The following is a 23,598-nucleotide window of genomic DNA, read 5'->3' as shown; positions in this document are numbered from 1 at the left end:
TACATAGAGAAAAGAAGACCCTCCGTTAGGAGAGTCTTCTTTTTTATTTTTTCTTATTATTCTTGGGGAACAGACGATGGTGTCGTTGATAGCGCATGTACCCAAATATACAAATAAAGAATCCTAAAGCCAGACTATTAACTAGATATCCCGGAAGTGTAGTTGGTGCGGGAACATTTTTTAAACGTCCAAAATGTCCCAAAGGCCAGAAAATCCATAAAGGTGATCCTAAGAGGTTTTCTAAAGGCACAAAGCCAAACTCTCTGCTATCAGCACTCATAGGGTAATTATCTCCTAAAACCAAAACGTGGTTCTCAGGAATTTGTATTCCGAAATTGTGAATAAACTCTGCGAATTGTTCTGGATCTTGAGGAGGAGGACCTCTGTCAATAAAGCCTATATAAGGACGATCTTCTGAAGATTCTTCCTGTTTTGTTTTTTCAGATTCTACAAACTTTTGCAAAGCGGGATCATTTTTAATGAAAATAGGAGAGTCCATAATATAAAGATTCCCCTGGTTATAAAATGCATAACGGTTAGGCAAAGGATTGTATTTAGGATTTTTCGGGATGAAGAAAGAACTAAAATTAACACCACAGTTAAATAAATCAATTACTTGGTTATCATTTAACTGCATTAAAGGATGCGTAGGTTTAAGTTTATAACGCATGCCTCCGAAACCTATTTTGTAAGCTTCTCCCTTGGAATACTCATAACAACCATCATCTACTCCGGGAAAAGGAAGACCGTAGAGTTTAGCGGATCCCTCTGGATCTGTTGCAAATGGTTGGTATTTATAAGCAACACCATCAGAAATCACAAATCGTGATGTGGTTAGATTATTCCTAATCAGGTGAATATGTTCCTGGCGTAAGGGAAGTAGCGTTTTCATCGGTTGTATTGTAGGAACAATCTGATTGTGATAATGCTGAAGATTTGGCGTGGGATAGGAAACGTTTGGAGTATGAGATATCTCTAAATATGCCTGCGTTGTTGCATTAGGTAACGTATGACATAAGCTCGCTTGTTTATGTGTCAGAATGCGCACCATAGCATAGTTGCCCATACCAAACAGATCAGCATAACTCACCGGAGAAGCGTGGTGCTGTTTTAATGCATTTGGGGTATCATTGTGCCAAACACCTTTATGGAAAAATTGGCCGTAAGGACCTTCTTGAGGCAAGGAAAGTTTCCCACACGGTTGGTGCATTTGTTTAAAATAAGCGGTAGTTTTGTTGCTATTTACGATCTCTACTGACCCATCAAAAGATATGTAAGGAACGTGATAGAGATGCTCTAAACCAAAATCATTGGGGAAATGAATAACCGAACCTTCTTTATCTAAGCCGTAAATTTTACCCCCGTAAAAATACAGGGTGTCGCCTGGTTTCCCCATACAGCGCTTAATATAACGTTTCTTCCCTGGAATGAATCCAAAATACTTGGTATCGGAGTTGGAAATGGGAAGATCACCAACAGTAAAGACTACAAGACCTCCACGAGTAACAGCTTCAGGACGAAATCCCCAAGGTTTTTTCTTAAACGGGAAATGTAAGCCGAAAGTGGTTTTAGAAACAATCATCCGGTCTTGTTCTAAAATAGTTGGACGCATGGATCCTGTGGGAACTTCATAAAGTTCAAACCAAAATTGGCGAATAAGAAAAGCTGCTAAGGCAGCAAAAAGAATGGCTTTAGTCAGTTCCCATGATTTTTTTGCAAAAGAAGCGGGATAGCGCTTGCTGAATTGCTGAGCTTGCCGTGCGAGTTGACTAGCTGCTTCCTGATCTTGTTGAAAAATGGCTTCTTCAAGTTGTTCTAATAACTTATGTAGCTCTTGTTTAGAGTCGGGATCTTGAGCAAGTTTTTTACTTTTGAGTAATTTATATGTTGAGTGAAGTATCTGACGACTTTTATTTAAAGAAAACCGATCTTTCATGAAGATGCCTAGTGAAACCCTTAATTACTTTCTGAGTTTGAATTTCTCCATAACCATATATGGAGGTTCGAAAAGGGAATTTCCCTAATCGGAATTGTGGCCATACTTAGCGCACCTAGAGTAGACGAAAGTCATACACATTTAATTCTAGTATTAAAATTAAAATGCGCACGTCTAACAAAAACCATGATAGCCATTTTACTCTATTAGATTTTTCAATCAAAAATATTTTCTAGATAAGTTTAAGAATTTCTCGATTTTCAAAGTTGAATCTATAGAAGGCATCCAGACAGGGTTTTGGAAAGGATTTTATATCTTGGGAATGCTGTAGGAATATGGAGATATAGCATTATGACCCACATCAATAGTTCGTAAGACAACCGGACCCTTGGGAGTTTCTATACTTGTCCATAGAGGGAAAACAGAGATCTCACAGGCTGTAAAATACATAAGCACGTTTTTCTCTGATAAAATAGAAGAATCTTTGGGCCAATGTGCATGCCAAGCTTGCACAGGCATTTTAACTGCAGAATTTCCTTCTAGAGTAATTCTAGGGGACCATGGGTCGTTATTTTTCCCCTGTGTCTTTATTAGATGCGCAGGAGCTTCGTTTAAAGAAAGTTGTACAAGCGTGGAAAACAGAGGCAGATCATCTGTGTGAATCTGCTGCAGTTGTTGCGTTTTTAGATTTAAAGAGAAGATACGCAAGTCTTGATTTGACAGAGAAATTACAAAAACTCTTCTGGGTGAGTGTAGACTACTAATTAAAGTTTTCCATGGGGTATTTTTCAATAGGGTACGGTCTTGTTGTGACAAATGTGGAAACTCTGTCATTTCTATCCACACAGTCTCTTCTGCTATGGATTTTACAAATAAAAAAAACTTTTGTCCCCCCTTGCTAAAGACTGCGTAATCTCCAGCTTGAGCACGAAACAAATTTTTTTTTAGAGAATGGGAAGACTGAGAAAAAGCGGAAAAAGGACAAAGGAAAATAACTAGAATGAAAAGTCTTTGGAATAGAGGAAATAAACGTGTTTTTTCTTGCTTTTTCATAAAGTATTACTGTACTCTTTTCCCTTAGTATTTCATGATGTTGTTACCCACATACCATAAGATGGTGATTTTGGAGTTGTCAATATGAAAAAGAACACCCATCCCAACTATCAACAAGTTTTATTTGTAGACTCTTCTACAGGATATAAATTTGTTTGCGGATCTACATATCAAAGCGATAAAACGGAAGTGTTTGAAGGACAAGAGTACCCTGTATGTTACGTGAGCGTCTCTTCAGCTTCACATCCTTTCTTCACAGGAAGTAAGAGATTAGTAGACGCTGAGGGTCGAGTAGACAAATTCTTAAAGCGTTACAGTAATGTAAAGCCCGCACAACCCTCCCAGGCTGCTGTTGAAGAAGCACCTGTAGTTAAAGCTAAGAAAAAAGCCCCTGTAAAGAAAAAGAAGTAATTTCTTCTTTTCATCTTCAATGTTTTTGTAAACACGTTGTCATTTCCCCTGTGATTAGGGTGTATTGAAACGTGTTTTGTCATTTAATGCCCTAGTTGGGAACGCTCATAGTTATTCAACAAATAGAGTAATTAGTAACCTTTTTTTGTTTGCAGTGACGCATATTGACAAAATATGATAAAACTATGACCCAAGTACCAATTTATAAAGTAATCAAAAGCTTTATTTACAGTGGGTTTGATCCGACGATATAGCGACTCCATAATAGAATGTTTTCATTAAGGGATGGCCTACTTACATCAGGTAGATAATTTAAGAAATTAACTTAAGAACTCCTGGCATGCTTAGCTGGAATCATGCCAAGAACTCTTGATTGAGAAGTGATACATGCAAAAAAAGATTCTAGAGTATTTGAAACGTCTCGAGGAAGTGGAAGCTAAAATCTCTAATCCAGAGATTTTTGATAACCCCAAAGAGTATAGCCTCTTAAGTAAAGAGCACGCACGGCTTTCTGAGTTAAAAAATACCTATGATAGGGTTGTGGCTCAGGAAAAAATTCTGAGTGATGATAAACAAGCTTTAGCTCAGGAGAAAGATTCTGAGATGATAGCTATGCTAGAAGAGGGAATTCAATCGGGAAAAGCTGAGGTTGATAAACTCTATAAAATTTTAGAGAATTTATTGGTCCCCCCCGATCCAGATGACGATTTGAATGTCATTATGGAATTACGTGCAGGTACAGGAGGAGACGAAGCCGCTCTATTTGTAGGGGACTGCGTAAGAATGTATCACCTATATGCGTCTGCTAAAGGATGGAAGTATGAAGTACTTTCCGCTTCCGAATCAGATATCGGTGGATATAAAGAATACGTGATGGGTATTTCAGGAACTGGAGTTAAGCGCTTACTTCAGTATGAAGCGGGAACTCACCGTGTTCAAAGGGTCCCTGAAACTGAAACTCAAGGTCGTGTGCATACTTCTGCAATTACTGTTGCTGTATTGCCAGAACCTGCGGAAGATGATGAAGAAGTTTTTATCGATGAAAAAGATTTAAAAATCGATACCTTTAGAGCTTCGGGAGCTGGAGGACAGCACGTCAATGTTACGGATTCTGCAGTGAGAATCACCCACCTGCCCACAGGCGTTGTTGTTACTTGCCAGGATGAACGCAGTCAGCATAAGAATAAAGCTAAGGCTATGCGTATTTTGAAGGCACGTATACGTGATGCAGAAATGCAGCGCCGTCATAAAGAAGCTTCGGCTATGCGGTCGGCTCAAGTGGGTAGCGGAGATCGATCAGAAAGAATTCGTACTTATAATTTCTCACAAAATCGCGTGACAGATCATAGAATAGGACTGACTCTTTATAGCTTAGATAAAGTTATGGAAGGCGATTTGGATACGATTACCTCAGCTTTGGTTAGCCATGCTTATCACCAGCTTTTGCAAAATGGAAACAAAGAAAATTCTTAAAGAAGCTGCTGCTTATTTAGAATATTGTGGCGTACTTTTCTCAGATAGAGAAGCCGTTGATATTTTGATGGATTTGCTTGGAATAACTTCAAGAGCTCAAATATTATCCGTACGTTTGAATTCCGATACTCTAAACATGTATTGGATGCGTATTCAGAAAAGAGCAGAACGTGTTCCAACAGCATATATTCATGGTAGTGTACGTTTTTTAGAATTAGATCTAGAAGTAGATTCTCGGGTGCTGATCCCTAGAATGGAAACAGAGTTGCTCGCTGAAAAAATTATACAATATTTAACACAGCATTCTCATATCCAAACATTTTATGATGTGTGTTGTGGTAGTGGGTGTTTGGGATTATCTATAAAAAAGTATTGTCCAAATGTTAAAGTAGTTCTTTCAGACATTTGTCCAAAAGCCGTAGCTGTAGCTAAAATCAATGCTTCTAAAAATAATCTAAAAGTCGACGTTCTTGAAGGGGACTTATTTGCCCCCTTTTCTTGTCCAGCTGATGCTTTTGTCTGTAATCCTCCTTACCTTTCTTTTGATGAAATTATGCGCACAGATCCAGAAGTTCGTTGTCATGAGCCCTGGAAAGCTTTGGTGGGAGGCAGTTCGGGATTGGAATTCTATGAAAGAATAGCTCGGGATTTAGACGCTGTTTTACATCCCGGGGGTGTAGGTTGGCTGGAAATTGGTTATCGTCAAGGAGAGGCAGTAAAAAGAATTTTTGCAAATCACGGTGTGTGTGGTTCTATACACCAAGATCTCTCAGCATGCGATAGGATTTTTTTTCTTGAAAATCATGCAAGTGATGCTGTATCCTCATGAGATTATTCTTGATTTTTGCTCAGTAGATGATCAGTTCTTTATCGCAAAAACTATCCTCAATTTTTTCTTCGCTGGTTGCCTCACGTAGAATTACTGAAGAAAATATCTCTGAAGCGATCCGGGAAGTCCGATTGGCGTTGTTGGACGCCGATGTGAATTATCATGTGGTTAAAAGTTTTATTGCCAAGGTAAAGGAAAAAGTTCTCGGAGAAGAAGTCTGGAAACATGTTTCGCCCGGACAACAATTCATACGGTATTTACACGAAGAATTGACAGAACTACTCGGTGATAAAACTGATTTAAATACTTCTGGGAATCCTGGGGTAATTTTACTTTGTGGCTTACAAGGAACAGGAAAAACTACGGCCTGCGCTAAGCTTGCAGCTTATGTTTTAGAGGAACGTAAAGCAAAGAAAGTGCTTGTCGTTCCCTGCGACTTGAAACGCTTTGCAGCAGTAGAGCAATTGAGAAACTTAATTTCAAAAACTAAAGCTGAGCTTTACAATAGCGAAGGACAAGATCCTGTAAAAGTGGTTTCTCAGGCTCTAGATTACGCTAAACAGGAAGGGCATGATCTTGTTTTGATTGATACAGCAGGTCGTTTGCATGTTGATGAAGTGTTAATGGAAGAATTAGCCTCCATACAAAAAGTATCTCATGCATGTGAAAGGCTTTTTGTTATGAATTTAGCGATGGGACAGGACGCTGTTTCTACAGCAAAAGCCTTTGATAATTATTTAGACTTGACTGGAGTGATTATCTCCATGACAGACGGTGATGCTCGCGCCGGCGCCGTATTATCTATGAAAAGTTTATTGGGGAAACCAATAAAATTTGAGGGATGCGGTGAGAGAATACAAGATCTTCGACCTTTTAATGCGGAATCGATGGCGGATCGCATTTTAGGTATGGGAGATACCGTGCATTTTGTACAAAAAATGCGTGAATGTATTTCTGAAGAAGAAGACGAAGAACTCGGGAAGAAGCTAATAGAATCGACCTTTACTTATGAAGATTATTATAAGCAGATTAAGGCGTTTCGACGCATGGGTCCACTTAGAAAACTCATGGGAATGATGCCAAGTTTTGGTGGCGCTAAACCTAGCGATAAAGAGATAGCGGATTCCGAAGAGCATATGAAAAAAACAGAAGCGATCATTCTTTCTATGACTCCTCAAGAGAGAAAAGAAGAAGTCGATTTAGATATGAGTCGCATGAAAAGAATAGCATCGGGTTGTGGATTGACTTTAGGTGATGTAAATCAATTCCGGAAGCGTATGATGCAATCTAAAAAGTTTTTTAAAAATATGAGTAAAGAGAGAATAGAACAAATGAAAAAGAAAATGTCTGGAGGAAACCTGTGGCGTTAAAAATTCGTTTACGACAACAAGGACGAAGAAATCACGTAGTCTATAGACTAGTACTTGCTGACGTTGAGTCTCCTCGTGATGGTAGATATATCGAATTATTGGGTTGGTACGATCCTCACAGTACAGTGAATTATCAATTGAAAAGCGAGCGAATCTTTCACTGGCTAAATCAGGGAGCCGAACTTACAGAGAAGGCTGCTGTTTTGATTAAGCAAGGAGCTCCTGGAGTTTACTGTGAATTAATGGCTAAGAAAATGGCTCGTAAAGCTGCTGTATGCCAAAAACGCCGTGCTTATCGTCAGCGTCGTTCTTTAAAAAGAGCTGAAGCAAAACAAATGTCGTTAAATAATTTTTTGGTCTCGGGATGAAGATTGATATACTTTCTTTATTCCCAGAGTATTTTGATAGTCCTTTGCGCTCGAGTATTTTAGGGAGGGCTATTAAGAGAGGGCTGTTAGAAATCCAATCCAGGGATATACGAGAGTTTGGATTGGGTAAGTGGAAGCAGGTAGATGATGCTCCTTTTCATAATGATGGGATGCTTCTTATGGCTGAGCCTGTAGTAAAGGCAATAAGGCATGTGAAAAGAAGTGATTCTAAGGTGGTGTATCTTTCTCCTCAAGGAAAGCTTTTAACAGCAGAAAAGAGCCGTGAATTAGCAAAATGCTCCCATTTGATATTCTTATGCGGGCATTACGAAGGTGTTGACGAAAGAGCCTTAGAAAGTGAAGTCGATGAAGAGATAAGTATAGGGGATTACGTTTTAACTAACGGAGGCATCGCGGCTTTAGTTGTAATTGATGCTTTATCTCGCTTTATTCCCGGAGTGTTAGGGAATCAAGGGAGTGCGGATGCGGACTCTATGGAAAACGGGTTGTTAGAGGGGCCTCAATATACACGTCCTCGAATATTCGAAGGGCGCGAGGTTCCTGAAGTGCTTCTTCATGGGGATCACCAAGCGATTTCCAAGTGGAGAAAGCAAATAAGTTTAGATAGAACCAGAGAAAGACGTCCTGATCTCTATATCCGTTATCTTTATGATCGGGACAACGAGGAAGTAACTCAGCAGGAGTCTGATCTCCAACAGTCTGTGCTAGAAGGGGAAAGTGCGGTAATTTTAGAGGTTGAAGACCTCAATCGGTCGCGCAAATTTTATTCTAAGATGTTTAGATTAAATCAACCTGTCAATGATAGACTGCAGATCCCTGGGAAGACGCAAATGACAATACATTTGCAAGAGGTAGGATTAAAAAATAAAAATATAGTCCTTTTGTCGCTTCGACTAGATTGTAAAGACGACTTTTTTAGTTTTTTAGGACGATGGAAAATGCTTGGAGGCACTCTAGAACAAGCTGACGATCGTGGAGAGGTGAGATTAGTTCGTGATTTTGACGGCCATTTATGGGCTATCTCTTGCAAACAGGCAGAATAGAAATAGAGAATGTAGGTGAAGTATATGGGGAACTTAATAAAGGAATTGCAAGAAGAACAACTTCGAAAAGAAATTCTTACGGATTTTTGTGTTGGGGATACCATTCGTGTAGCTACAAAAATTGTAGATGGTGGTAAAGAACGAACACAGACATTCCAAGGTACAGTGATGGCTCGTAAGGGTGGAGGAGCTGGAGAAGTGGTTTCTTTACACCGGGTAGCCTACGGAGAAGGCATGGAAAAAAGTTTTTTACTTCATAGTCCTAAGATTGTTGGCATTGAAGTAGTGAAACGCGGTAAGGTTTCTCGTGCTCGTCTGTACTACTTGAAGGGTAAAACTGGTAAAGCTGCTAAAGTTAAAGAGTATATTGGTCCTAGATCTTCCAAGAAATAGTTATAACGACTGAATTTAGCTGATTTCTCATTTTATTTAAGATACACCGATCTATGAACACGCTAGCTATGGATGCAGAACAGCTGTTTCTATCTAAAACTATCTTCGAAGAAGAAGTTTTCCGTGAAGGTTTTTCTCTCATAGCTGGGATAGATGAGGTCGGTAGAGGCCCTCTAGCTGGGCCTGTGGTTGCAGCAGCTTGTATTCTTCCTCGAGGCAAGGTGTTTGCCGGAGTGAACGATAGCAAAAAGCTCACACCTAAAGAAAGAGGCAAAATTCGCGATATTCTTGTGAATGATCCTGAGGTATATTATGGACTTGGAGTTGTCTCTGTAGAAAGAATAGACGAGATTAACATCCTTGAAGCAACCAAGGAAGCTATGGCAGTAGCTATAGCTAATCTACCTATTCATCCCGATTTTCTTCTAGTGGATGGTTTGCATCTACCCCATAAGATTCCGTGTAAGAAGATTATTCAAGGAGATTCCAAGTCTGCATCTATAGCTGCGGCATCGATTATAGCTAAAGAATATAGAGATGATTTAATGCGGGAGCTTCATCAGCTTTATCCTAATTATGGCTTTGATAAGCATAAGGGATACGGTACAGCCGCTCATTTAGCGGCATTGAAGGCTTTTGGCCCTTGTGATTGTCATAGAAAAAGTTTTGCTCCTGTGAGGCAGGTATTCTAATAGTTTATGAAAGATAAAGTTCGTGTTCCTTTTTCTCCCGATCATCCCCTATGCGTACCAAAATTATTTACTATTAGTGCTCCTGCTGGAGCTGGGAAAACAACGCTAGTACGTATGTTGGCTCAAGAATTTCCAGATTCTTTTCAGAAGACTTTATCACTTACAACACGAGCACCTCGTCCTGAAGAAGTTCCTGGAGTAGATTATCAGTTTGTTTCTCAAGAGGAGTTTCAACGACGCTTAGACAATGATGATTTTCTTGAGTGGGTAGCACTTTTTGGAGAGTATTACGGAACGAGTCGTTTAGGGATTGATGAAATTTGGAAATCTGGGAGACACGCGGTTGCGGTTATTGACGTGGAAGGAGCTTTGGTCTTGCGGAGTAAAATTCCCACAGTGACGATTTTTATTTCTGCGCCATCTCAGGAAGAGCTAGAAAGGCGTCTAAAACAAAGAGGATCAGAACAAGATACTCAAAGACAAGAGCGGTTGCAGCATAGTCTTATTGAACAAGCTGCGGCTAATAAATTTGAATACGTCATTATCAATGATGATTTGGAGAAATCTTACGAGGTTTTGAAAAGTATTTTTATAGCAGAAGAACATAGGAACGTATTATGACTAACAAAGATCGTTTAACCAATGAAAAGTTAAACCAGTTGTTTGACAGCCCGTTTAATTTAGTGAATTACGCGATTAAGCAGGCAAAAATTAGGATAGCAAAAGGTGATGTGCGTTCTTCTAATGCTGCTATTGAAGCTTTAGTTTTATTAGAAAAAGAAGGCGTACAAGCGGATTATATAGAAGAAGATACCGAACATGTGTCTACTCCAACTACTGAGAAAAAACGAGAAGGTGGTACTTCAGGAAGAAGAAAAGACCCTTCCGCTTATACATGGAGTGACGTGAAATAATGCCTTCACGTGTCTTAATTACCTCGGCATTACCCTATGCAAATGGACCTTTGCACTTTGGACATATAGCTGGAGCCTACTTACCCGCTGATGTCTATGCGAGATTTCGTAGATTGTTAGGGGATGATGTTCTTTATATTTGTGGTTCTGACGAGTACGGAATAGCGATCACATTGAATGCAGAACGCGCAGGTATGGGATACCAAGAGTATGTGGATATGTATCATAAGATACATAAGGATACTTTTGATAAGTTAGGGATTTCGATAGATTTCTTCTCGCGTACTACAAACCCTTTTCATAAAGATCTGGTCCAAGATTTTTATAAAGAATTGAAATCCAAAGGTCTGATCGAAAATCAAATCTCTCTTCAGTTATATTCTGAAGAAGAAAACCGTTTTCTTGCTGATCGTTACGTAGAGGGCACGTGTCCTAAATGTGGATTTGATGGAGCTCGTGGTGATGAGTGTCAAAAATGTGGCGCTGACTATGAGGCTACAGATTTAGTTAATCCGCGATCTAAATTATCAGGATCTCAACTTGTTCTTAAAGAAACTGAACATGCGTTTCTGCATTTAGAACGTATGGTGGATCCTTTATTGGCATATATCGATACGTGTTATTTACCAGAACATGTTCGTAAGTTTGTTACAGATTATATAAAGAATTTACGCCCACGCGCGATTACCAGAGATTTATCTTGGGGAATTCCCGTTCCGGATTTTCCTAACAAGGTATTTTATGTATGGTTTGATGCTCCAATTGGCTATGTTAGCGGAACTATGGATTGGGCTGCATCTCTGAGTAATCCTGATGCTTGGAAAGATTTTTGGTTGGAAGAGTCTACAGAGTATGTGCAGTTTATCGGCAAGGATAATATTCCTTTCCATGCGGCAATATTTCCAGGTATGGAATTAGGTCAGAGTATCCCCTACAAGAAGATGGATGCTTTAGTGTCTTCTGAGTTCTATCTGCTTGAAGGCTACCAGTTTAGTAAGTCCGAAGGGAATTATGTAGATATCGATTCTTTTTTGGATACGTATTCTCTTGATAAACTACGTTATGTTTTAGCAGCAACAGCTCCAGAGACATCTGATAGCGAATTTACCTTTATAGATTTTAAAACTCGATGTAATTCAGAGCTTGTAGGCAAGTTCGGGAATTTTATTAATAGAGTTCTTGCATTTGCTGAGAAAAATGGGTTCAAGGAACTAGCATATTCAACAGATCTCTTAGAAGATCAAGATAGAAAGTTCTTAGATCATGCACAGAAGATCGTTCGAGATGCTCAGGAGCATTATAGTAAGTACAGCTTACGTAAGGCATGCTGTGCAATTATGGAGTTAGCAGCATTAGGAAATGTATACTTTAATGATCAGGCGCCGTGGAAGCTGCTGAAAGAAGGTTTTACCCATCGTGTAGAGGCCATACTCTTTTGTGCATGTTACTGTCAAAAGTTATTGGCATTGATTTCTTATCCCATTATTCCAGGAACAGCTTGGGAAATATGGCGTATGCTTTCTCCAAAATCTTTAAAACTGGAGAGTCTGGATAAGGATCGAGTTATGGATCTTTGGAACATAGAGTTTTTGAACTTTTCTGAAGAGGTATTTTCCTTAACAACTCCTCAGTTATTATTTACGATCGTGGACTAGTCTATTTTCATTTAATGATAATGTTTCTGATATTGGGGCTGAGTAAGTTGTTCAAGAGCTTGCAAGAGTCCCGTACAGCGGTGTTGTGCCTTATCATTTCTTGTGGCTATAGCAATGGCTTTTTTCGTTCCGACTAAGACTACGAGTTGTTTTCCTCTCGTGATGGCCGTGTAGAGCAGATTCCTGTAAAGCATCATAAAATGTGAAGTGTGTATAGGGAGGATAATACACGGACTTTCACTTCCTTGGTATTTATGCACTGAGGTAGCATAGGCTAAAACCAAATCATCAAGCTCTGAGAAGGAATAGACGACATACTTTCCTTCCATATTCACTACAACGCGTTTATTTTCAAAGTTAATCATAGAGATATACCCAATATCTCCATTAAATATTTCTTTATTGTAGTTGTTGCGGATTTGCATAACCTTATCTCCTACAGCATAGGAATGAAACCTCCCGTGGAGAGTTGCCTGCTTAGGATTTAAAGCGGATTTTAGGACTCGATTAAGATTATGAATTCCTAAGACCCCCTTTTTCATGGGCGCAAGAATTTGAATATCTTTGGGATAGATATGGTATTTCTTAGGGATGAACTGTGTCACTAGATGGACAATATGGTCTACAGCTTCTTGAGGATCTTCCTTTTGGAAAAATAAGAAATCTTTCCGGCCTGATTCAGAATATAGGACAGGAAACTCACCTTCATTGACTTTATGAGCATTGATAATGATGTTAGAGTCGTGGACCTGACGGAAAATCTTATTGAGCTTAGTCACGGTAATCTTTTTAGAATTGATAATATCTTTTAGGATATTGCCAGGGCCGATACTAGGAAGTTGGTGTACATCTCCAATGAATATAACGATCACATGATCAGGAAGAGCTTTTAAGAAATGATATAAAAGATAGGTATCCATCATTCCAGATTCATCGACAATGATGAGATCGCAATCTATAGGGTTTTCGTAGTTCTTACGAAAAGACCGTGTTTTAAAATCATATTGTAATAGTGCATGGATAGTTACCGAGTGTTTTCCAGTAATTTCTGTCATGCGTTTTGCAGCTTTTCCTGTAGGAGCTGCTAAAATGATTTTATAAGTCACTTGCTCAAATATCTTGAGTATAGCCTTAGTGATGGTACTTTTCCCTGTTCCTGGTCCTCCAGTAATAATATGAATTTTTTCTGAAAAACACGCACGAATAGCTTCTTTCTGGTTTTGCTCTAAATGTATACTTAAGTTTTCCTCAACCCATTGAATGGCTTTATCGCTATCTATAGGGCGGATTTTCCTTGAGGAAAATAAAATACGTTTTAAATCAGAAACTACTGTTTTTTCTGCTAGGTAAATATGTTTTACCCACACGTAGGGGGTGTTTTCTAACTCTTCGATATGAAGAAGATTTTTCTCTTGCATGATGTACACTTGAGAAATGATTTCTTCAATGCGTATGAGTTTTTCTGGAATATCTTGATTGAGTAGTTTCTCTACTAACTGCGCCAGACTTTGTAAGGGGTAGCAAGTATGACCGTCTTCTTGGAGTTCTTCTAGGGAATATTGTATTCCGGCACATAATCGGCTTTGTGAGTTTAAAGGCACGCCAAGACGTGTTGCTATAAGATCAGCAGTTTTAAATCCGATGCCCTCCATTTCTCTAGCAAGAAGAAAAGGATCTTCACATATTTTTTCTATAGAGTTCTCTTTATACTTCTTATAGATTTTTACACCGTAATGAATCGCAATGTTGTACTGTTGTAGGAAGAGTAGAGTAGTCCTAAGATTTTTTTGCTCGCGGAGTTGTTCACAGAGACTATCACAGCGTGTTTGGCTAATCCCGGGGATTTCTATTAATCTTTCGGGTTGATTATCGAGGATATCTGCGGTGTCATTTCGGAATTTCTCGATGATTTTTTCTGTGATTTTTGGCCCAATGCCTTTGATAAGTTTAGAGGTAAGGTAGTTGATTATCCCGCGATTATCCCGCATTTCTTGAGAATCACAACTATAGACTTGGAAGTACTTCCCTAGGTTGGGATTTTCTGACCACTTTCCGTATACATGTAGTTGCATACCGAGCTGTAAAAAAGAATCGGGGAATTGTCCTTTGATAACGATCATGGTACCCTTATAGGGTATTCTCATACGTGCAGCAGTTTCCTTTGAATCATGATCTTCAAAAAGCACGCTTTCTAATTTTCCGGAAATTTTCTCCATAGAATTCTTAAATCTAATTTCGAGGGGTGGGTGTCCCAGGAGAATGAACTGACATATTCCCACGCTTATATTTTCTGGAATCTGGGGGTGTAACTTTTTTCAAGGTGCTTGCCTCCTGGGGAACGCTAGTTACCCTTCTCCAATATTTTTATCTATAGGAGATGCGAAAACTCTCTGGCATTTAAGCGTAACAACAAAAGACACCTATACACTAGTATTTCCAATGTGTCCATAAGAACACTTATACAGTTTCTTCTTCACCCAGAATCCAGATGGTGAAGTTTTTTGTTTTACACTTTCAAACGCGAGGTTGTGATTTAATCTTCATCAAGTTTTATTGATTAAGATAGTAAGGTGAGTTTAGCTGAAGATAAATTTTTTATTCGATGAGTATTTTTGAAGATTTGCTTTTACTTTTAGAAGCAGAAAAGACTTCTTGCTGTAAAAGATTGTTATCATAAGAAAATATATTACGCACCATGAGTATACAACTTGGTTAATCAACAAAGGGAAGAGCTTTGTTGTTTTCTGCTTCTTTTTGACTTGTTTTTTTCCCGAACAGAATCAAACAGACTAAGCTTCCTCCTAGCATAAGGAAAATCCCGATCCCTTCCTGTAGGGAGGGAAGGCTCCTTTCGTAAAGATAGGATAAAGTTAAACCAAATATGGGTTCGAAGATCAATATGGCTCCTAAAAGAGCGGGGGATAGATGCAGGCTTGCCTTATTCCATGAGAGAATGGCTCGAGATGAGGACAATATCCCCATGGCTGAACATAGAAGGATAAAGAGCAATCGTTCCGATACGGGGGTATGTGTAAGGAAATTATGAGCTACGTGTGTAATGTTCAGACAATCCAAAATGACAATCAAAGGCAGGCAGATAGCCAATGAAGATACTCCCAACATGGTGCACCATAATTCTGGGGAAATGTTAGGATTTTTTAGCAAAAAGTCATAATTGCAAATAATGTAGGCAACCCAGATTCCTGTGGAGATGATGACACAGGCAAGGCCTAGGAAATACTGTGGGGGGTTTGTAGCTGTCGTAGCATGAAACTCTGAGAGGTTGGTGAGCACGACTCCTAAGAATATCACACAACTAATGGCAGAAAGTAGGGGGTAGGAAAGCTCTTTTTTCTTTATATTTGAGTGGAAGAGAACGGCTATGGGTGCTAATCCAGCGATAATAATGGTTATTGCGGCTCCTACATAACGGATAGCTAGGGCTATACCAAAATAGTACACTACATTGACAAGGAAAGCCCAGAGGAAGCTTTGCCCCCAAATATTCAAAGTGGTATTTTTAAAGATATTTTGTCGCTTCCACAGAACGGGTAACAGAGAAAAAAGCCCAAAAATGGTATAACGGGTTAAGACAATATCTAATTCTTGAAAAGATTCTAACAAATTAGGAATGACGAACACAATTCCCCAGTAAAGGCACGCCAAAAGGCTGTGGAATAGTCCTAGAGCAAAATTACGTGATTGTTTTGTTTGAGAATTATTAACAAACATAGGTGTCTTTGCAAAAATAACGTAGTTTTATAGGCAATAAAATAAATATTTTACCAGAAATAACATTTTAATGGATTAAACACTTTATAATATTTGAGTGATTCTATTCCAAGTACTAATCCTTAGTTTATTTTTTATGAGAACAAAAATACTCGTTTACTCTGATGAGGGCGTCTCCCCCTATTATTTGCGTCATCTGATGCGTTGGTTAAGAAATAGCCTCCCTACTGAGGAAAACCTAGAAATTTGTCGTGTAAATGGGAGATTTCTTCTTTATGATCCTTTATGGGAGCTCTCTGCGAGGTTATTAGTTATCCCTGGGGGTGCAGATCGTCCTTATCATAAGATCCTTCATGGTTTAGGAACAGCAAGAATTGATAATTATATTCGTGAGGGGGGCAGTTATTTAGGGATTTGTGCAGGAGCCTACTTTGCGTGTAAGAGATTGAGTTTTCGTGAGCCAGACGCCTCTCTTTATCAAGCGGATAGAGGATTGGGTTTTTTCCCCGGTAGAGCTGTAGGCCCGGCGTATAATCAAGTGTTTTCTTATACCAGTCCCGTAGGTGTTCGTGCCGCCCCCTTACTTTTCTCGAATTTTCCTATGCCTGGGTGGGCTTTATTTAATGGTGGCCCCTATTTTGAACATGCGGATACGTACCAAGAAATTTGCGTGGAAGCACGTTATGAAGATCTCCCCAACCAACCTGCCGCGATTATTTCCCGACGTTTAGAAAAAGGTTTGGTTATCCTTTCTGGATTGCATATAGAGTATCTTCCTGAGCACTGTCAAATGCCGGAGGAGAATGTGGTAAAGGCGCGCGAGCTTTTATCAGCAGATACGTCAGTTTTGCATCAGTACCGAGCCTCTCTTTTGTCACGCCTACTTCATCATTCCACATTAGCCACAGCGTGACTCAAAGTTATTCATCTGTATTGTTCTGAGATTGTCTAGGATTTGTTTCCTTACAGAGGCTGCTGAGATTATGAATTTCAGCCTGCGTTAGGTTGGCTACGATCATAAATTGTGTTTCCATGAAGCGCCCCAGATTCAGATTGAACATGGAGTTTTCTTGGCTTCCTTGAGAATGAGAAAGGAGACCAAATGGAGATGATTCTCTTGGGAATGATGTCGTGTCTTTTGTTACAAATATTTTCCAATAATCTTCTGGAGATAGAATATAGACAGAAGTCTGATTGGGATCTAAAGGTATGTCGCGTTCTCCACTTTGATTAACTAAGAAGGTTTGCACTTCATCAAAATTGGGGGTGGGAATGCTTCTTGTATTTTCAGGAGCAGTTGCGTGTGAATCTCGTGTATTCAATACCGTTTGCAGATGAGATTGAGGTTGGAAAGATCGCAATTGACCATAGGGAGATGCATACTTATCTGCTGTAGGTGTATGTATAGAAGCTTCTCTAGATCCATAAGTAAAATATGTAGAGCTCTGTTTGTGTTCTGAGGTTTGGGGAGGAGGAGTCTCTACTGTTCTGGTTCGCTGAACAGCGTGTGTTTGGGGAGTTTGTGTATAACGCATTTGTTCAATGGCGCAGAGTAAAGCAAGAGTTTCCAGCAGACGGGCTCTGGGGTCAGGATAGCCGGAGTGTAATAACTGTAGTGTGATTATTTTGTTGTGAGTAACAGAGCTATTTAAAGCTACATAGTAGTTTATGAAGAAAGTTTTAAAAATTTCATAGAGAACTGAATCAGCATCTTTTGTGCTATTCGGATTGGTGCTTTCACGGGCTGTGACGAAATTAGGAACAATAGGAAGTACATAAGTTAAATCTTGCAGCTGTGTTCTTATGACGCGATTGTTGTGAATTTCTTCGGGTAAATCGGTTTGACAAACTTGATGTATGTAACAGCGTTGTGGTTGTTGGGCAATGAAAGCCTCTGATTCAAGTTCCTCAAAATCATATTCCGCAAGGACAAGACGAAATCCTATATAATCTTTAGAGAGGACAACATATTCGTTTTGCTTGTCGACAACTTTCCATGAAGAGAGGGCGCTTTGTAGTAAAAATAGAGGATTCTTTAAGAAAACACGCCGCCACTCATCTTTATCTGTAATGAACTCATTAGCTTTAACATGTGTGATGTATTCTATAGTCTCTAAATCTGATTCTCTAGACAGCCTTTGTTGTAATTCATCAAATACTGCGTTTGCGAGTTGAGGAGCTGTAGAGATTTCGGGTAACTGGGTAGCCTGGGGTTGTGACTCATCGTTTGTCAGTTTTAGAGTGGATGTTTTCTTACCATGAATGTGAAAAACAATTTGCACGAAGCATAGGATAGCAAGGACAGCGGAGACTAATGCTGTTACGATTACAAGGATTTGCGGAGAACAAGTTAAGCTTAGGGAGGTAACTGCCGCCGTAGCAAAAATTGCAGTTATGCTGACAAGAATACCCAAGGCGGAGGAAGAGATAGGAAGCCTACCAGAAAGAAGACAACTTCCTTGAGCCTCATTTTCAGAAATCCTTTCTTGGGGAATACTAAAGCCCACAGACCTTACTTCCTCTCTATGTCATGCGAACCTTAATGAAGAAAAAACTCCGGAGGATGGGTTCGAACCAACGACCAATGGATTAACAGTCCACTGCTCTACCGCTGAGCTACTCCGGAACACTAAAAGAAAATAATTCTAAGTGAAATAGCAAAAAAGTCAATAGGTTTTCTGTATAAATATGTTTCTGAGTTGGAGTGAGGTAAATTCGAACAGCTGGAAGTAATGGAAAAAGGCTAAGAGGTTTATTGTTTTTTAATGAAAGAAGAGTTCTCTGACAAACTCGACGATTTCATCAGTGGATTTTTTTGACGTTGTTGTAGTTTCGCATTCTTCTTTTGGTGTGAAGATGGGGTAGGCAGAGCTGAAGTAGTTATGTGATTGCTTAGATAGAGTTTTGACAATATCACCGGGGATATTTACGTGGTAGAGAGTTTCCTCCACTGCTAGATACAGAATGGAGGTGAGTGCTGTAGCTAGGTTAGGAAGAGAGTGATGTTTGCTTATGTTGCTATGGAATTCCATGGAGGGCACAGCAAGATAGGGGATATCTTTGTTGTTTGATTTTATGCCATGAATGCGGGTATTTACGAACAAACAGCGTTTGATCAGCACAGGAATATCATCAAATCTTGATGAGAAGGAGTATGACGAAGATAGAGCGCGATTTTCTTGAGCTTCTGGAGTGAAGTTTTTCCATAACAACGACCAGTTTGTTTTTGAAGATGGGCTATCATATGGAAGTATAGTGAAGTTTGCTCCGTGGATTAGAAGATCTGAGATTTCTATTTTTTTCGACAAAAGCATAGAAATCAGAGAGAAGCGCAGGTTGACGTATTCGATTTCCATGGCATAGGGGAAACGTTCCGATGGCATGGGGTTATGAATACATACGTAACGGATTTTCATTCCTGAAGTTCTCGGGGAGACTCTTCCTACGGTGACTTGAGTATGTAATTTTGCAGATAACCAGTGCTCGACAATGCTTTCTTTACGAATCCAAAAGTAGGCAGCAATGCAGAATGCTAACAAAAATAAATTTTTTAGAAGTTTAAGCATGCAGATGAGATTGTGTTTATCTTAGTTTCTAACATAGATGAAGAAAGAAATATTACAAAATGAAAAAGGTCCCCCTTCTTCTTGAGATAGATGAAGGGAGACCTTGTAAGAATAGAGAAGAAGTTCTCTACATAGGGGATTAATAATCCATTCCTGCGCCTGGCATTGCTGGAACAGAAGAGGATTTCTCTTCAGGAATATCAGCAATTAAAGCTTCTGTTGTTAATAGAAGGCCAGCTACAGAAGCTGCGCTTTCTAAAGCACAACGTGTGACTTTAGTTGGGTCGAGAATTCCTGCTTCAATCATATCGGTGTAAGCATCGCGTAAAGCATCGTAGCCTTCGTTAGAAGAGCGAGAGAGCACTTGTTGGCAGATGATAGCACCTTCTTTACCAGCATTTGCTGCGATTTGTTTTAAAGGAGCGGATAATGCTTTAAGAACAATACGTGCTCCGATTTGTTCATCTTCATTTGTAAGAACAGGAATGAAAGCTTCTAAAGTAGGGATACAACGAACTAAAGCTGTACCACCACCAGGCAAGATTCCTTCTTCAACTGCAGCAAGAGTTGCATGTTGAGCGTCATCTACTCGGTCTTTTTTCTCTTTCATTTCAATTTCTGTAGCAGCTCCTACACGGATTACAGCTACGCCTCCAGAAAGTTTTGCTAAACGTTCTTGGAGTTTTTCTTTATCGTAGTCAGAAGTGCTGTCTTCGATTTGTTTTTTGATATTTTCGCATCGAGCTTCGATATCTTCTTTGTTTCCGAGACCTTCAACAATTGTTGTGTCTTCTTTAGAAACGATGACTTTCTTAGCTTTTCCTAGCATGGATAAAGTGGTGTTTTCAAGCTTCATACCAAGCTCTTCGCTGATAAGTTGGCCACCGGTTAAGATAGCAATGTCTTCTAACATAGCTTTTCTTCTATCACCAAATCCAGGAGCTTTAACTGCGCAGACTCTGAATCCTGCACGTAGTCTGTTGACTACTAAAGTAGCTAGAGCTTCGCCTTCGATATCTTCAGCAATAATTAATAGGGGACGTCCGGATTCTGCTACCTGTTGTAAAACTGGAAGGAAATCTTTAATTCCGGAAATTTTTTTGTCGTAGATAAGCACAAGAGCTTCTTCTAACACACATTCTTGTGTCTCAGGATTTGTAGAGAAGTAGCTAGAAAGGTATCCTCGGTTGAAATTCATACCTTCAACAACATCGAGAACAGTTTCGAAACCTTTAGCTTCCTCAACAGTAATGGAGCCATTTTTTCCAACTTTTTCCATGGCTTCGGCGATGAGATTACCAATTTCAGAATCGTTGTTAGCAGAAATGGTGGCTACTTGAGCTATTTCTTTATGATGTTGTACAGGTTTGCTAATTTTTTTGATTTGATCTACAACGACTTTTACAGCTTTATCAATTCCTCTCTTGAGGTCCATAGGATTGGCGCCTGCAGTCACATTTCTCAATCCTTCACTGTAGATAGCTTCAGCAAGAACAGTAGCTGTTGTAGTTCCGTCACCAGCTTTATCTGCAGTTTTGCTAGCGACTTCTTTAACCATTTGAGCTCCCATGTTCTCGTGTTTGTCTTCGAGCTCAATTTCTTTGGCGACAGTTACACCGTCTTTTGTAACTTGAGGAGAACCAAAGCTTTTATCGATAACCACATGGCGTCCTTTAGGACCTAAGGTTACCTTTACAGCTTCTGCAAGAGTTTTAACTCCCTTATGGATTTTTTTTCTGGCGTCTTCGTTATATTTAATATTTTTTGCTGCCATTGTTTTTTGTGCTCCTTAACTTTTTGCAATCTATAAATAATTATCAGTCTTAATTGAGAACTGCCATAACTTCGCTTTCTTGAACAATGACGTACTCCTCACCATCCATGGTAAGTTCTTGTCCCGCGTATTTATCTATTAAAACAGTGTCGCCTACTTTAACTTCAAAAGGTAGGACTTGACCGTCTTTATCACGCTTCCCTGTTCCTAAGGCTAGCACTTGTGCTCGGTCTTGTTTTTTCTTTGCTGTATCAGGTAAAATGATGCCGCCGCGCGATGTAGAATCTTCTTCTTCTCTTTTCACTAAAATTCTATCGCCCAGGGGCTTAATCCTAAAGGTCGTTGCTTGATCTGACATATTGTAAGCTCCTTGTGTTTCATATTCTAAGAGACTTTGCCGTTTCTCGAAAACGATAACAAAGCCCCATGTTTTTGGCAATGATTTTAGCACTTAATAATATCAAGCGCCATTTTTTTAGTTGTTTCAAATTAAAGATGATAGCTCTTGAATTTTTCTCTCGATAAAACAAAAAGCCTTTTGGATTGGGTCAATTGTGCCCATGTCTAATCCTGATTTCTTTAAGATTTCTAAGGGGAAATCCGATCCACCACTTTTTAAAAAGTTCAGATACGAGTTCAGAGCGTTATCTTCGTTGTTAAGAATTTTTTCTAAAAAGCACAGGGCGGCTATAATCCCCGTTGCATATTGATATACGTAGAAATTGTAGTAGAAATGAGGAATTCTTGCCCATTCTATGTGAGAGAGGACATCAGATGTGATAATTTCTCCGTAAAACTCATTTTGTAAATTCTTGTAAGTTGAGGATAGGTATTCTTCAGTCAGAGGAATCCCTTGTTCTGCTGCGTGATGAATGTCGTATTCAAAAGAGGCGAATAATACCTGACGGAATAGTGTAGAGAAGATGGTATCCAAACATCTTGTCAGAATGGTGATTTTCTCTTCTTTTGAGTTGCTGTCCTTAAGCATGGAATCCATAAGAAGCATTTCATTTAAGGTAGAAGCAATTTCCGCAAGGAAAATAGGATATTGAGCGTCATGGAAAGGTTGATGTTTCCTACTAAAATACGAGTGCATACTGTGCCCCCCTTCGTGGGCAATTACAGATACATCATAAAGGGTTCCCGTATAGTTTAGGAGGATATAAGGATGGCTATCGTAACATCCTGAAGAATAGGCTCCAGAGCGTTTATTAAGATTTTCGTATTTATCTACCCAGCCTTGAGTTGTTAACCCCTGTTTTAAGATATCCGTGTATTCAGTTCCTAGAGGAAAAAGGCTAGTGTAGATAAGATCTACAGCTTCTTGGAACGCATATTTTTTCTCTTCAGACTGACTTAGGGGAGCATAAACATCATAAAAATGGAAATCTTTTAGATTTAAGCATTGTTGTTTAATGGAAAAGTACTTCGTGATCAGCGAAGAATTTTTCTTCACGATATCCATAAGGTTCGTGTACACGGTTGTCGGGATATTATTGTGGTACAACGCAGCTTCTAAGCATGAGTTATACCTTTTATTTTTTGCGTAAAATATATGTGCTTGGATTTTTCCATTAAGTAAGTCTGCAAAAGTATGTCGGTAACTGTGGTATCTTTCACATTGTGCTAGGTAGGCTGTTTTTCGTAATTCCCGATCTGTGGATTGCATATACAATGAAGCAAGTGCGTGAGAAAGAGGGTGGGAGTTACCTTCTGAGTCTGTAGCGTGTCCAAAGGGAATTTCCGAGTCACTTAAAGAAGAAAATGCCTTACTTGCTACTTCAAGAGGAGTAAAGGCAGAAGCAAGAATTTTTTCTTCTCCAGGAGTGCCTGTGTGTATAGATAGTCTAAAGATTTTCTCTAAATAGAATCTATAGGGAGCTAAACAAGGGGCCGATAAGTGCTGAGCAATTAGAGATTCAGATAAGCTGGTTAAAGCAGGTTGTACCCAAGAGGCTTCTTCGGCAAATAAGGTGCAGAGATGTGTGATAGATTTAAGATCTGCGATACCCTCTTGGTTTGTAATGTCCTGATCATGAACGAGATGGGCGTAAACATAGAGTTTGTCCAACTTTCTCTCAATAGAGAAGAGTGTAGTTAATAAGGATAGTAGAGACTCTGAATTTTCAAGTTGGTATTGCGATGCTTGAAGAGCAGGCCATGTAGGTGAGCCGTCTGTTTTTAATCCGAAAGAATCCAGGTCTGTTTTCCATGCTTCTCTATTTAGATATAAGGGACTGATATCCCAACAATCTTGAGGGGAAATTTCACTTCTTGGACGAACGTGTGGCTTGTTTAATTCTATGGTCATGACGGTCTATAGATTTTTGAAATAGTAAAAAGAACTTACTATAAATTAAGTTCTAAG

General features: G+C 39.3%; 21 protein-coding genes and 1 tRNA gene. 12 read left to right on the top strand and 10 right to left on the bottom strand.

Features of this window, described 5'->3' with window-relative positions:
- Nucleotides 1-43: 43 nt before the first annotated feature.
- Together lepB and FI836_RS00870 are read right to left on the bottom strand one after the other, a co-directional pair.
- Nucleotides 44-1,936, bottom strand: a complete 1,893-nt coding sequence (lepB, locus tag FI836_RS00875; protein ID WP_006343329.1) for a signal peptidase I — start codon at nt 1,934-1,936, stop codon at nt 44-46.
- 309 nt (nt 1,937-2,245) lie between these two features.
- Nucleotides 2,246-2,989 (bottom strand): hypothetical protein, encoded by a 744-nt coding sequence (locus tag FI836_RS00870; RefSeq protein ID WP_014943911.1) that lies wholly within the window; start codon nt 2,987-2,989, stop codon nt 2,246-2,248.
- A gap of 84 nt (nt 2,990-3,073) precedes the next feature.
- On the opposite strand from FI836_RS00870, the gene FI836_RS00865 reads away from it, so the two are divergent.
- The 11 genes from FI836_RS00865 to metG all read left to right on the top strand — a co-directional run bounded on the left by FI836_RS00865 (nt 3,074) and on the right by metG (nt 12,158).
- Nucleotides 3,074-3,400 (top strand): type B 50S ribosomal protein L31, encoded by a 327-nt coding sequence (locus FI836_RS00865; RefSeq protein WP_006343327.1) that lies wholly within the window; start codon nt 3,074-3,076, stop codon nt 3,398-3,400.
- A 387-nt stretch (nt 3,401-3,787) separates the two neighbouring features.
- On the top strand, nt 3,788-4,873 hold the full coding sequence (prfA, locus tag FI836_RS00860; protein WP_014943910.1) for a peptide chain release factor 1: 1,086 nt from the start codon (nt 3,788-3,790) through the stop codon (nt 4,871-4,873).
- A complete protein-coding gene (prmC, locus tag FI836_RS00855; RefSeq protein ID WP_006343325.1) occupies nt 4,851-5,702 on the top strand; it encodes a peptide chain release factor N(5)-glutamine methyltransferase in 852 nt (283 codons plus the stop codon). Before prfA ends, prmC begins: the two co-directional genes overlap by 23 nt.
- A gap of 26 nt (nt 5,703-5,728) precedes the next feature.
- A complete protein-coding gene (gene ffh / locus FI836_RS00850) occupies nt 5,729-7,072 on the top strand; it encodes a signal recognition particle protein (RefSeq protein WP_014943909.1) in 1,344 nt (447 codons plus the stop codon).
- Nucleotides 7,063-7,440: a 30S ribosomal protein S16 gene (locus FI836_RS00845; protein WP_014943908.1), complete on the top strand. Its 378-nt coding sequence runs from the start codon at nt 7,063-7,065 to the stop codon at nt 7,438-7,440. Before ffh ends, FI836_RS00845 begins: the two co-directional genes overlap by 10 nt.
- Nucleotides 7,437-8,504 carry a tRNA (guanosine(37)-N1)-methyltransferase TrmD gene (gene trmD, locus FI836_RS00840; protein WP_006343322.1) on the top strand — a complete coding sequence of 356 codons (1,068 nt, stop codon included), beginning with the start codon at nt 7,437-7,439 and terminating at the stop codon, nt 8,502-8,504. Before FI836_RS00845 ends, trmD begins: the two co-directional genes overlap by 4 nt.
- Nucleotides 8,505-8,528: 24 nt before the next feature.
- Nucleotides 8,529-8,897 (top strand): 50S ribosomal protein L19, encoded by a 369-nt coding sequence (gene rplS, locus FI836_RS00835; protein WP_006343321.1) that lies wholly within the window; start codon nt 8,529-8,531, stop codon nt 8,895-8,897.
- 53 nt (nt 8,898-8,950) lie between these two features.
- Nucleotides 8,951-9,589, top strand: coding sequence for a ribonuclease HII (locus tag FI836_RS00830; protein ID WP_006343320.1), 639 nt, complete (start codon nt 8,951-8,953; stop codon nt 9,587-9,589).
- A gap of 6 nt (nt 9,590-9,595) precedes the next feature.
- Nucleotides 9,596-10,210, top strand: a complete 615-nt coding sequence (gene gmk, locus FI836_RS00825; RefSeq protein ID WP_006343319.1) for a guanylate kinase — start codon at nt 9,596-9,598, stop codon at nt 10,208-10,210.
- Nucleotides 10,207-10,503 carry a hypothetical protein gene (locus FI836_RS00820; protein WP_006343318.1) on the top strand — a complete coding sequence of 99 codons (297 nt, stop codon included), beginning with the start codon at nt 10,207-10,209 and terminating at the stop codon, nt 10,501-10,503. The genes gmk and FI836_RS00820 overlap by 4 nt, the downstream gene beginning before the upstream one ends.
- Complete coding sequence (metG, locus tag FI836_RS00815) at nt 10,503-12,158, top strand: methionine--tRNA ligase (protein ID WP_014943907.1); 1,656 nt, start codon at nt 10,503-10,505, stop codon at nt 12,156-12,158. The genes FI836_RS00820 and metG overlap by 1 nt, the downstream gene beginning before the upstream one ends.
- A gap of 11 nt (nt 12,159-12,169) precedes the next feature.
- On the opposite strand, the gene recD2 is transcribed toward metG, so the two are convergent.
- Together recD2 and FI836_RS00805 are read right to left on the bottom strand one after the other, a co-directional pair.
- Nucleotides 12,170-14,374, bottom strand: a complete 2,205-nt coding sequence (gene recD2, locus FI836_RS00810; RefSeq protein WP_139934556.1) for an SF1B family DNA helicase RecD2 — start codon at nt 14,372-14,374, stop codon at nt 12,170-12,172.
- 496 nt (nt 14,375-14,870) lie between these two features.
- On the bottom strand, nt 14,871-15,890 hold the full coding sequence (locus FI836_RS00805) for a DMT family transporter (RefSeq protein WP_013747382.1): 1,020 nt from the start codon (nt 15,888-15,890) through the stop codon (nt 14,871-14,873).
- A 136-nt stretch (nt 15,891-16,026) separates the two neighbouring features.
- On the opposite strand from FI836_RS00805, the gene FI836_RS00800 reads away from it, so the two are divergent.
- Nucleotides 16,027-16,803, top strand: a complete 777-nt coding sequence (locus FI836_RS00800; RefSeq protein ID WP_014943905.1) for a BPL-N domain-containing protein — start codon at nt 16,027-16,029, stop codon at nt 16,801-16,803.
- 7 nt (nt 16,804-16,810) lie between these two features.
- Here FI836_RS00800 and FI836_RS00795 read toward each other — a convergent pair whose 3' ends face one another.
- From FI836_RS00795 to pepF, 6 genes are all read right to left on the bottom strand, one after another.
- Complete coding sequence (locus FI836_RS00795) at nt 16,811-18,397, bottom strand: hypothetical protein (RefSeq protein ID WP_014943904.1); 1,587 nt, start codon at nt 18,395-18,397, stop codon at nt 16,811-16,813.
- A 47-nt stretch (nt 18,398-18,444) separates the two neighbouring features.
- Nucleotides 18,445-18,516 (bottom strand) — tRNA-Asn (locus tag FI836_RS00790).
- A gap of 136 nt (nt 18,517-18,652) precedes the next feature.
- The gene (locus FI836_RS00785) at nt 18,653-19,456 is read right to left on the bottom strand and encodes a hypothetical protein (RefSeq protein ID WP_006343312.1); all 804 of its coding nucleotides are present in this window, start codon (nt 19,454-19,456) and stop codon (nt 18,653-18,655) included.
- A gap of 139 nt (nt 19,457-19,595) precedes the next feature.
- Nucleotides 19,596-21,230 (bottom strand): chaperonin GroEL, encoded by a 1,635-nt coding sequence (gene groL / locus FI836_RS00780; RefSeq protein WP_006343311.1) that lies wholly within the window; start codon nt 21,228-21,230, stop codon nt 19,596-19,598.
- Nucleotides 21,231-21,279: 49 nt separating this feature from the next.
- Nucleotides 21,280-21,588 carry a co-chaperone GroES gene (locus FI836_RS00775; RefSeq protein ID WP_006343310.1) on the bottom strand — a complete coding sequence of 103 codons (309 nt, stop codon included), beginning with the start codon at nt 21,586-21,588 and terminating at the stop codon, nt 21,280-21,282.
- Between the two features lie 126 nt (nt 21,589-21,714).
- The gene (gene pepF / locus FI836_RS00770) at nt 21,715-23,541 is read right to left on the bottom strand and encodes an oligoendopeptidase F (RefSeq protein ID WP_014943903.1); all 1,827 of its coding nucleotides are present in this window, start codon (nt 23,539-23,541) and stop codon (nt 21,715-21,717) included.
- Nucleotides 23,542-23,598: the final 57 nt, after the last annotated feature.

The sequence above is a fragment of the Chlamydophila parapsittaci genome (assembly GCF_006385615.1).
In the GTDB taxonomy this organism is placed as follows: domain Bacteria; phylum Chlamydiota; class Chlamydiia; order Chlamydiales; family Chlamydiaceae; genus Chlamydia; species Chlamydia psittaci.
The sequence above is the reverse complement of the archived record's forward strand: the minus strand, read 5'-3'. Positions and strand labels throughout refer to the sequence as shown.

Coding starts and splice junctions, on each gene's coding strand:
- FI836_RS00805 (WP_013747382.1), bottom strand. CDS start 15,890: ATGTTTGTTAATAATTCTCAAACAAAACAATCACGTAATTTTGCTCTA.
- FI836_RS00800 (WP_014943905.1), top strand. CDS start 16,027: ATGAGAACAAAAATACTCGTTTACTCTGATGAGGGCGTCTCCCCCTAT.
- trmD (WP_006343322.1), top strand. CDS start 7,437: ATGAAGATTGATATACTTTCTTTATTCCCAGAGTATTTTGATAGTCCT.
- groL (WP_006343311.1), bottom strand. CDS start 21,230: ATGGCAGCAAAAAATATTAAATATAACGAAGACGCCAGAAAAAAAATC.
- FI836_RS00775 (WP_006343310.1), bottom strand. CDS start 21,588: ATGTCAGATCAAGCAACGACCTTTAGGATTAAGCCCCTGGGCGATAGA.
- prfA (WP_014943910.1), top strand. CDS start 3,788: ATGCAAAAAAAGATTCTAGAGTATTTGAAACGTCTCGAGGAAGTGGAA.
- FI836_RS00830 (WP_006343320.1), top strand. CDS start 8,951: ATGAACACGCTAGCTATGGATGCAGAACAGCTGTTTCTATCTAAAACT.
- FI836_RS00820 (WP_006343318.1), top strand. CDS start 10,207: ATGACTAACAAAGATCGTTTAACCAATGAAAAGTTAAACCAGTTGTTT.
- metG (WP_014943907.1), top strand. CDS start 10,503: ATGCCTTCACGTGTCTTAATTACCTCGGCATTACCCTATGCAAATGGA.
- ffh (WP_014943909.1), top strand. CDS start 5,729: ATGATCAGTTCTTTATCGCAAAAACTATCCTCAATTTTTTCTTCGCTG.
- lepB (WP_006343329.1), bottom strand. CDS start 1,936: ATGAAAGATCGGTTTTCTTTAAATAAAAGTCGTCAGATACTTCACTCA.
- gmk (WP_006343319.1), top strand. CDS start 9,596: ATGAAAGATAAAGTTCGTGTTCCTTTTTCTCCCGATCATCCCCTATGC.
- FI836_RS00870 (WP_014943911.1), bottom strand. CDS start 2,989: ATGAAAAAGCAAGAAAAAACACGTTTATTTCCTCTATTCCAAAGACTT.
- FI836_RS00785 (WP_006343312.1), bottom strand. CDS start 19,456: ATGCTTAAACTTCTAAAAAATTTATTTTTGTTAGCATTCTGCATTGCT.
- recD2 (WP_139934556.1), bottom strand. CDS start 14,374: ATGGAGAAAATTTCCGGAAAATTAGAAAGCGTGCTTTTTGAAGATCAT.
- pepF (WP_014943903.1), bottom strand. CDS start 23,541: ATGACCATAGAATTAAACAAGCCACACGTTCGTCCAAGAAGTGAAATT.
- rplS (WP_006343321.1), top strand. CDS start 8,529: ATGGGGAACTTAATAAAGGAATTGCAAGAAGAACAACTTCGAAAAGAA.
- prmC (WP_006343325.1), top strand. CDS start 4,851: ATGGAAACAAAGAAAATTCTTAAAGAAGCTGCTGCTTATTTAGAATAT.
- FI836_RS00865 (WP_006343327.1), top strand. CDS start 3,074: ATGAAAAAGAACACCCATCCCAACTATCAACAAGTTTTATTTGTAGAC.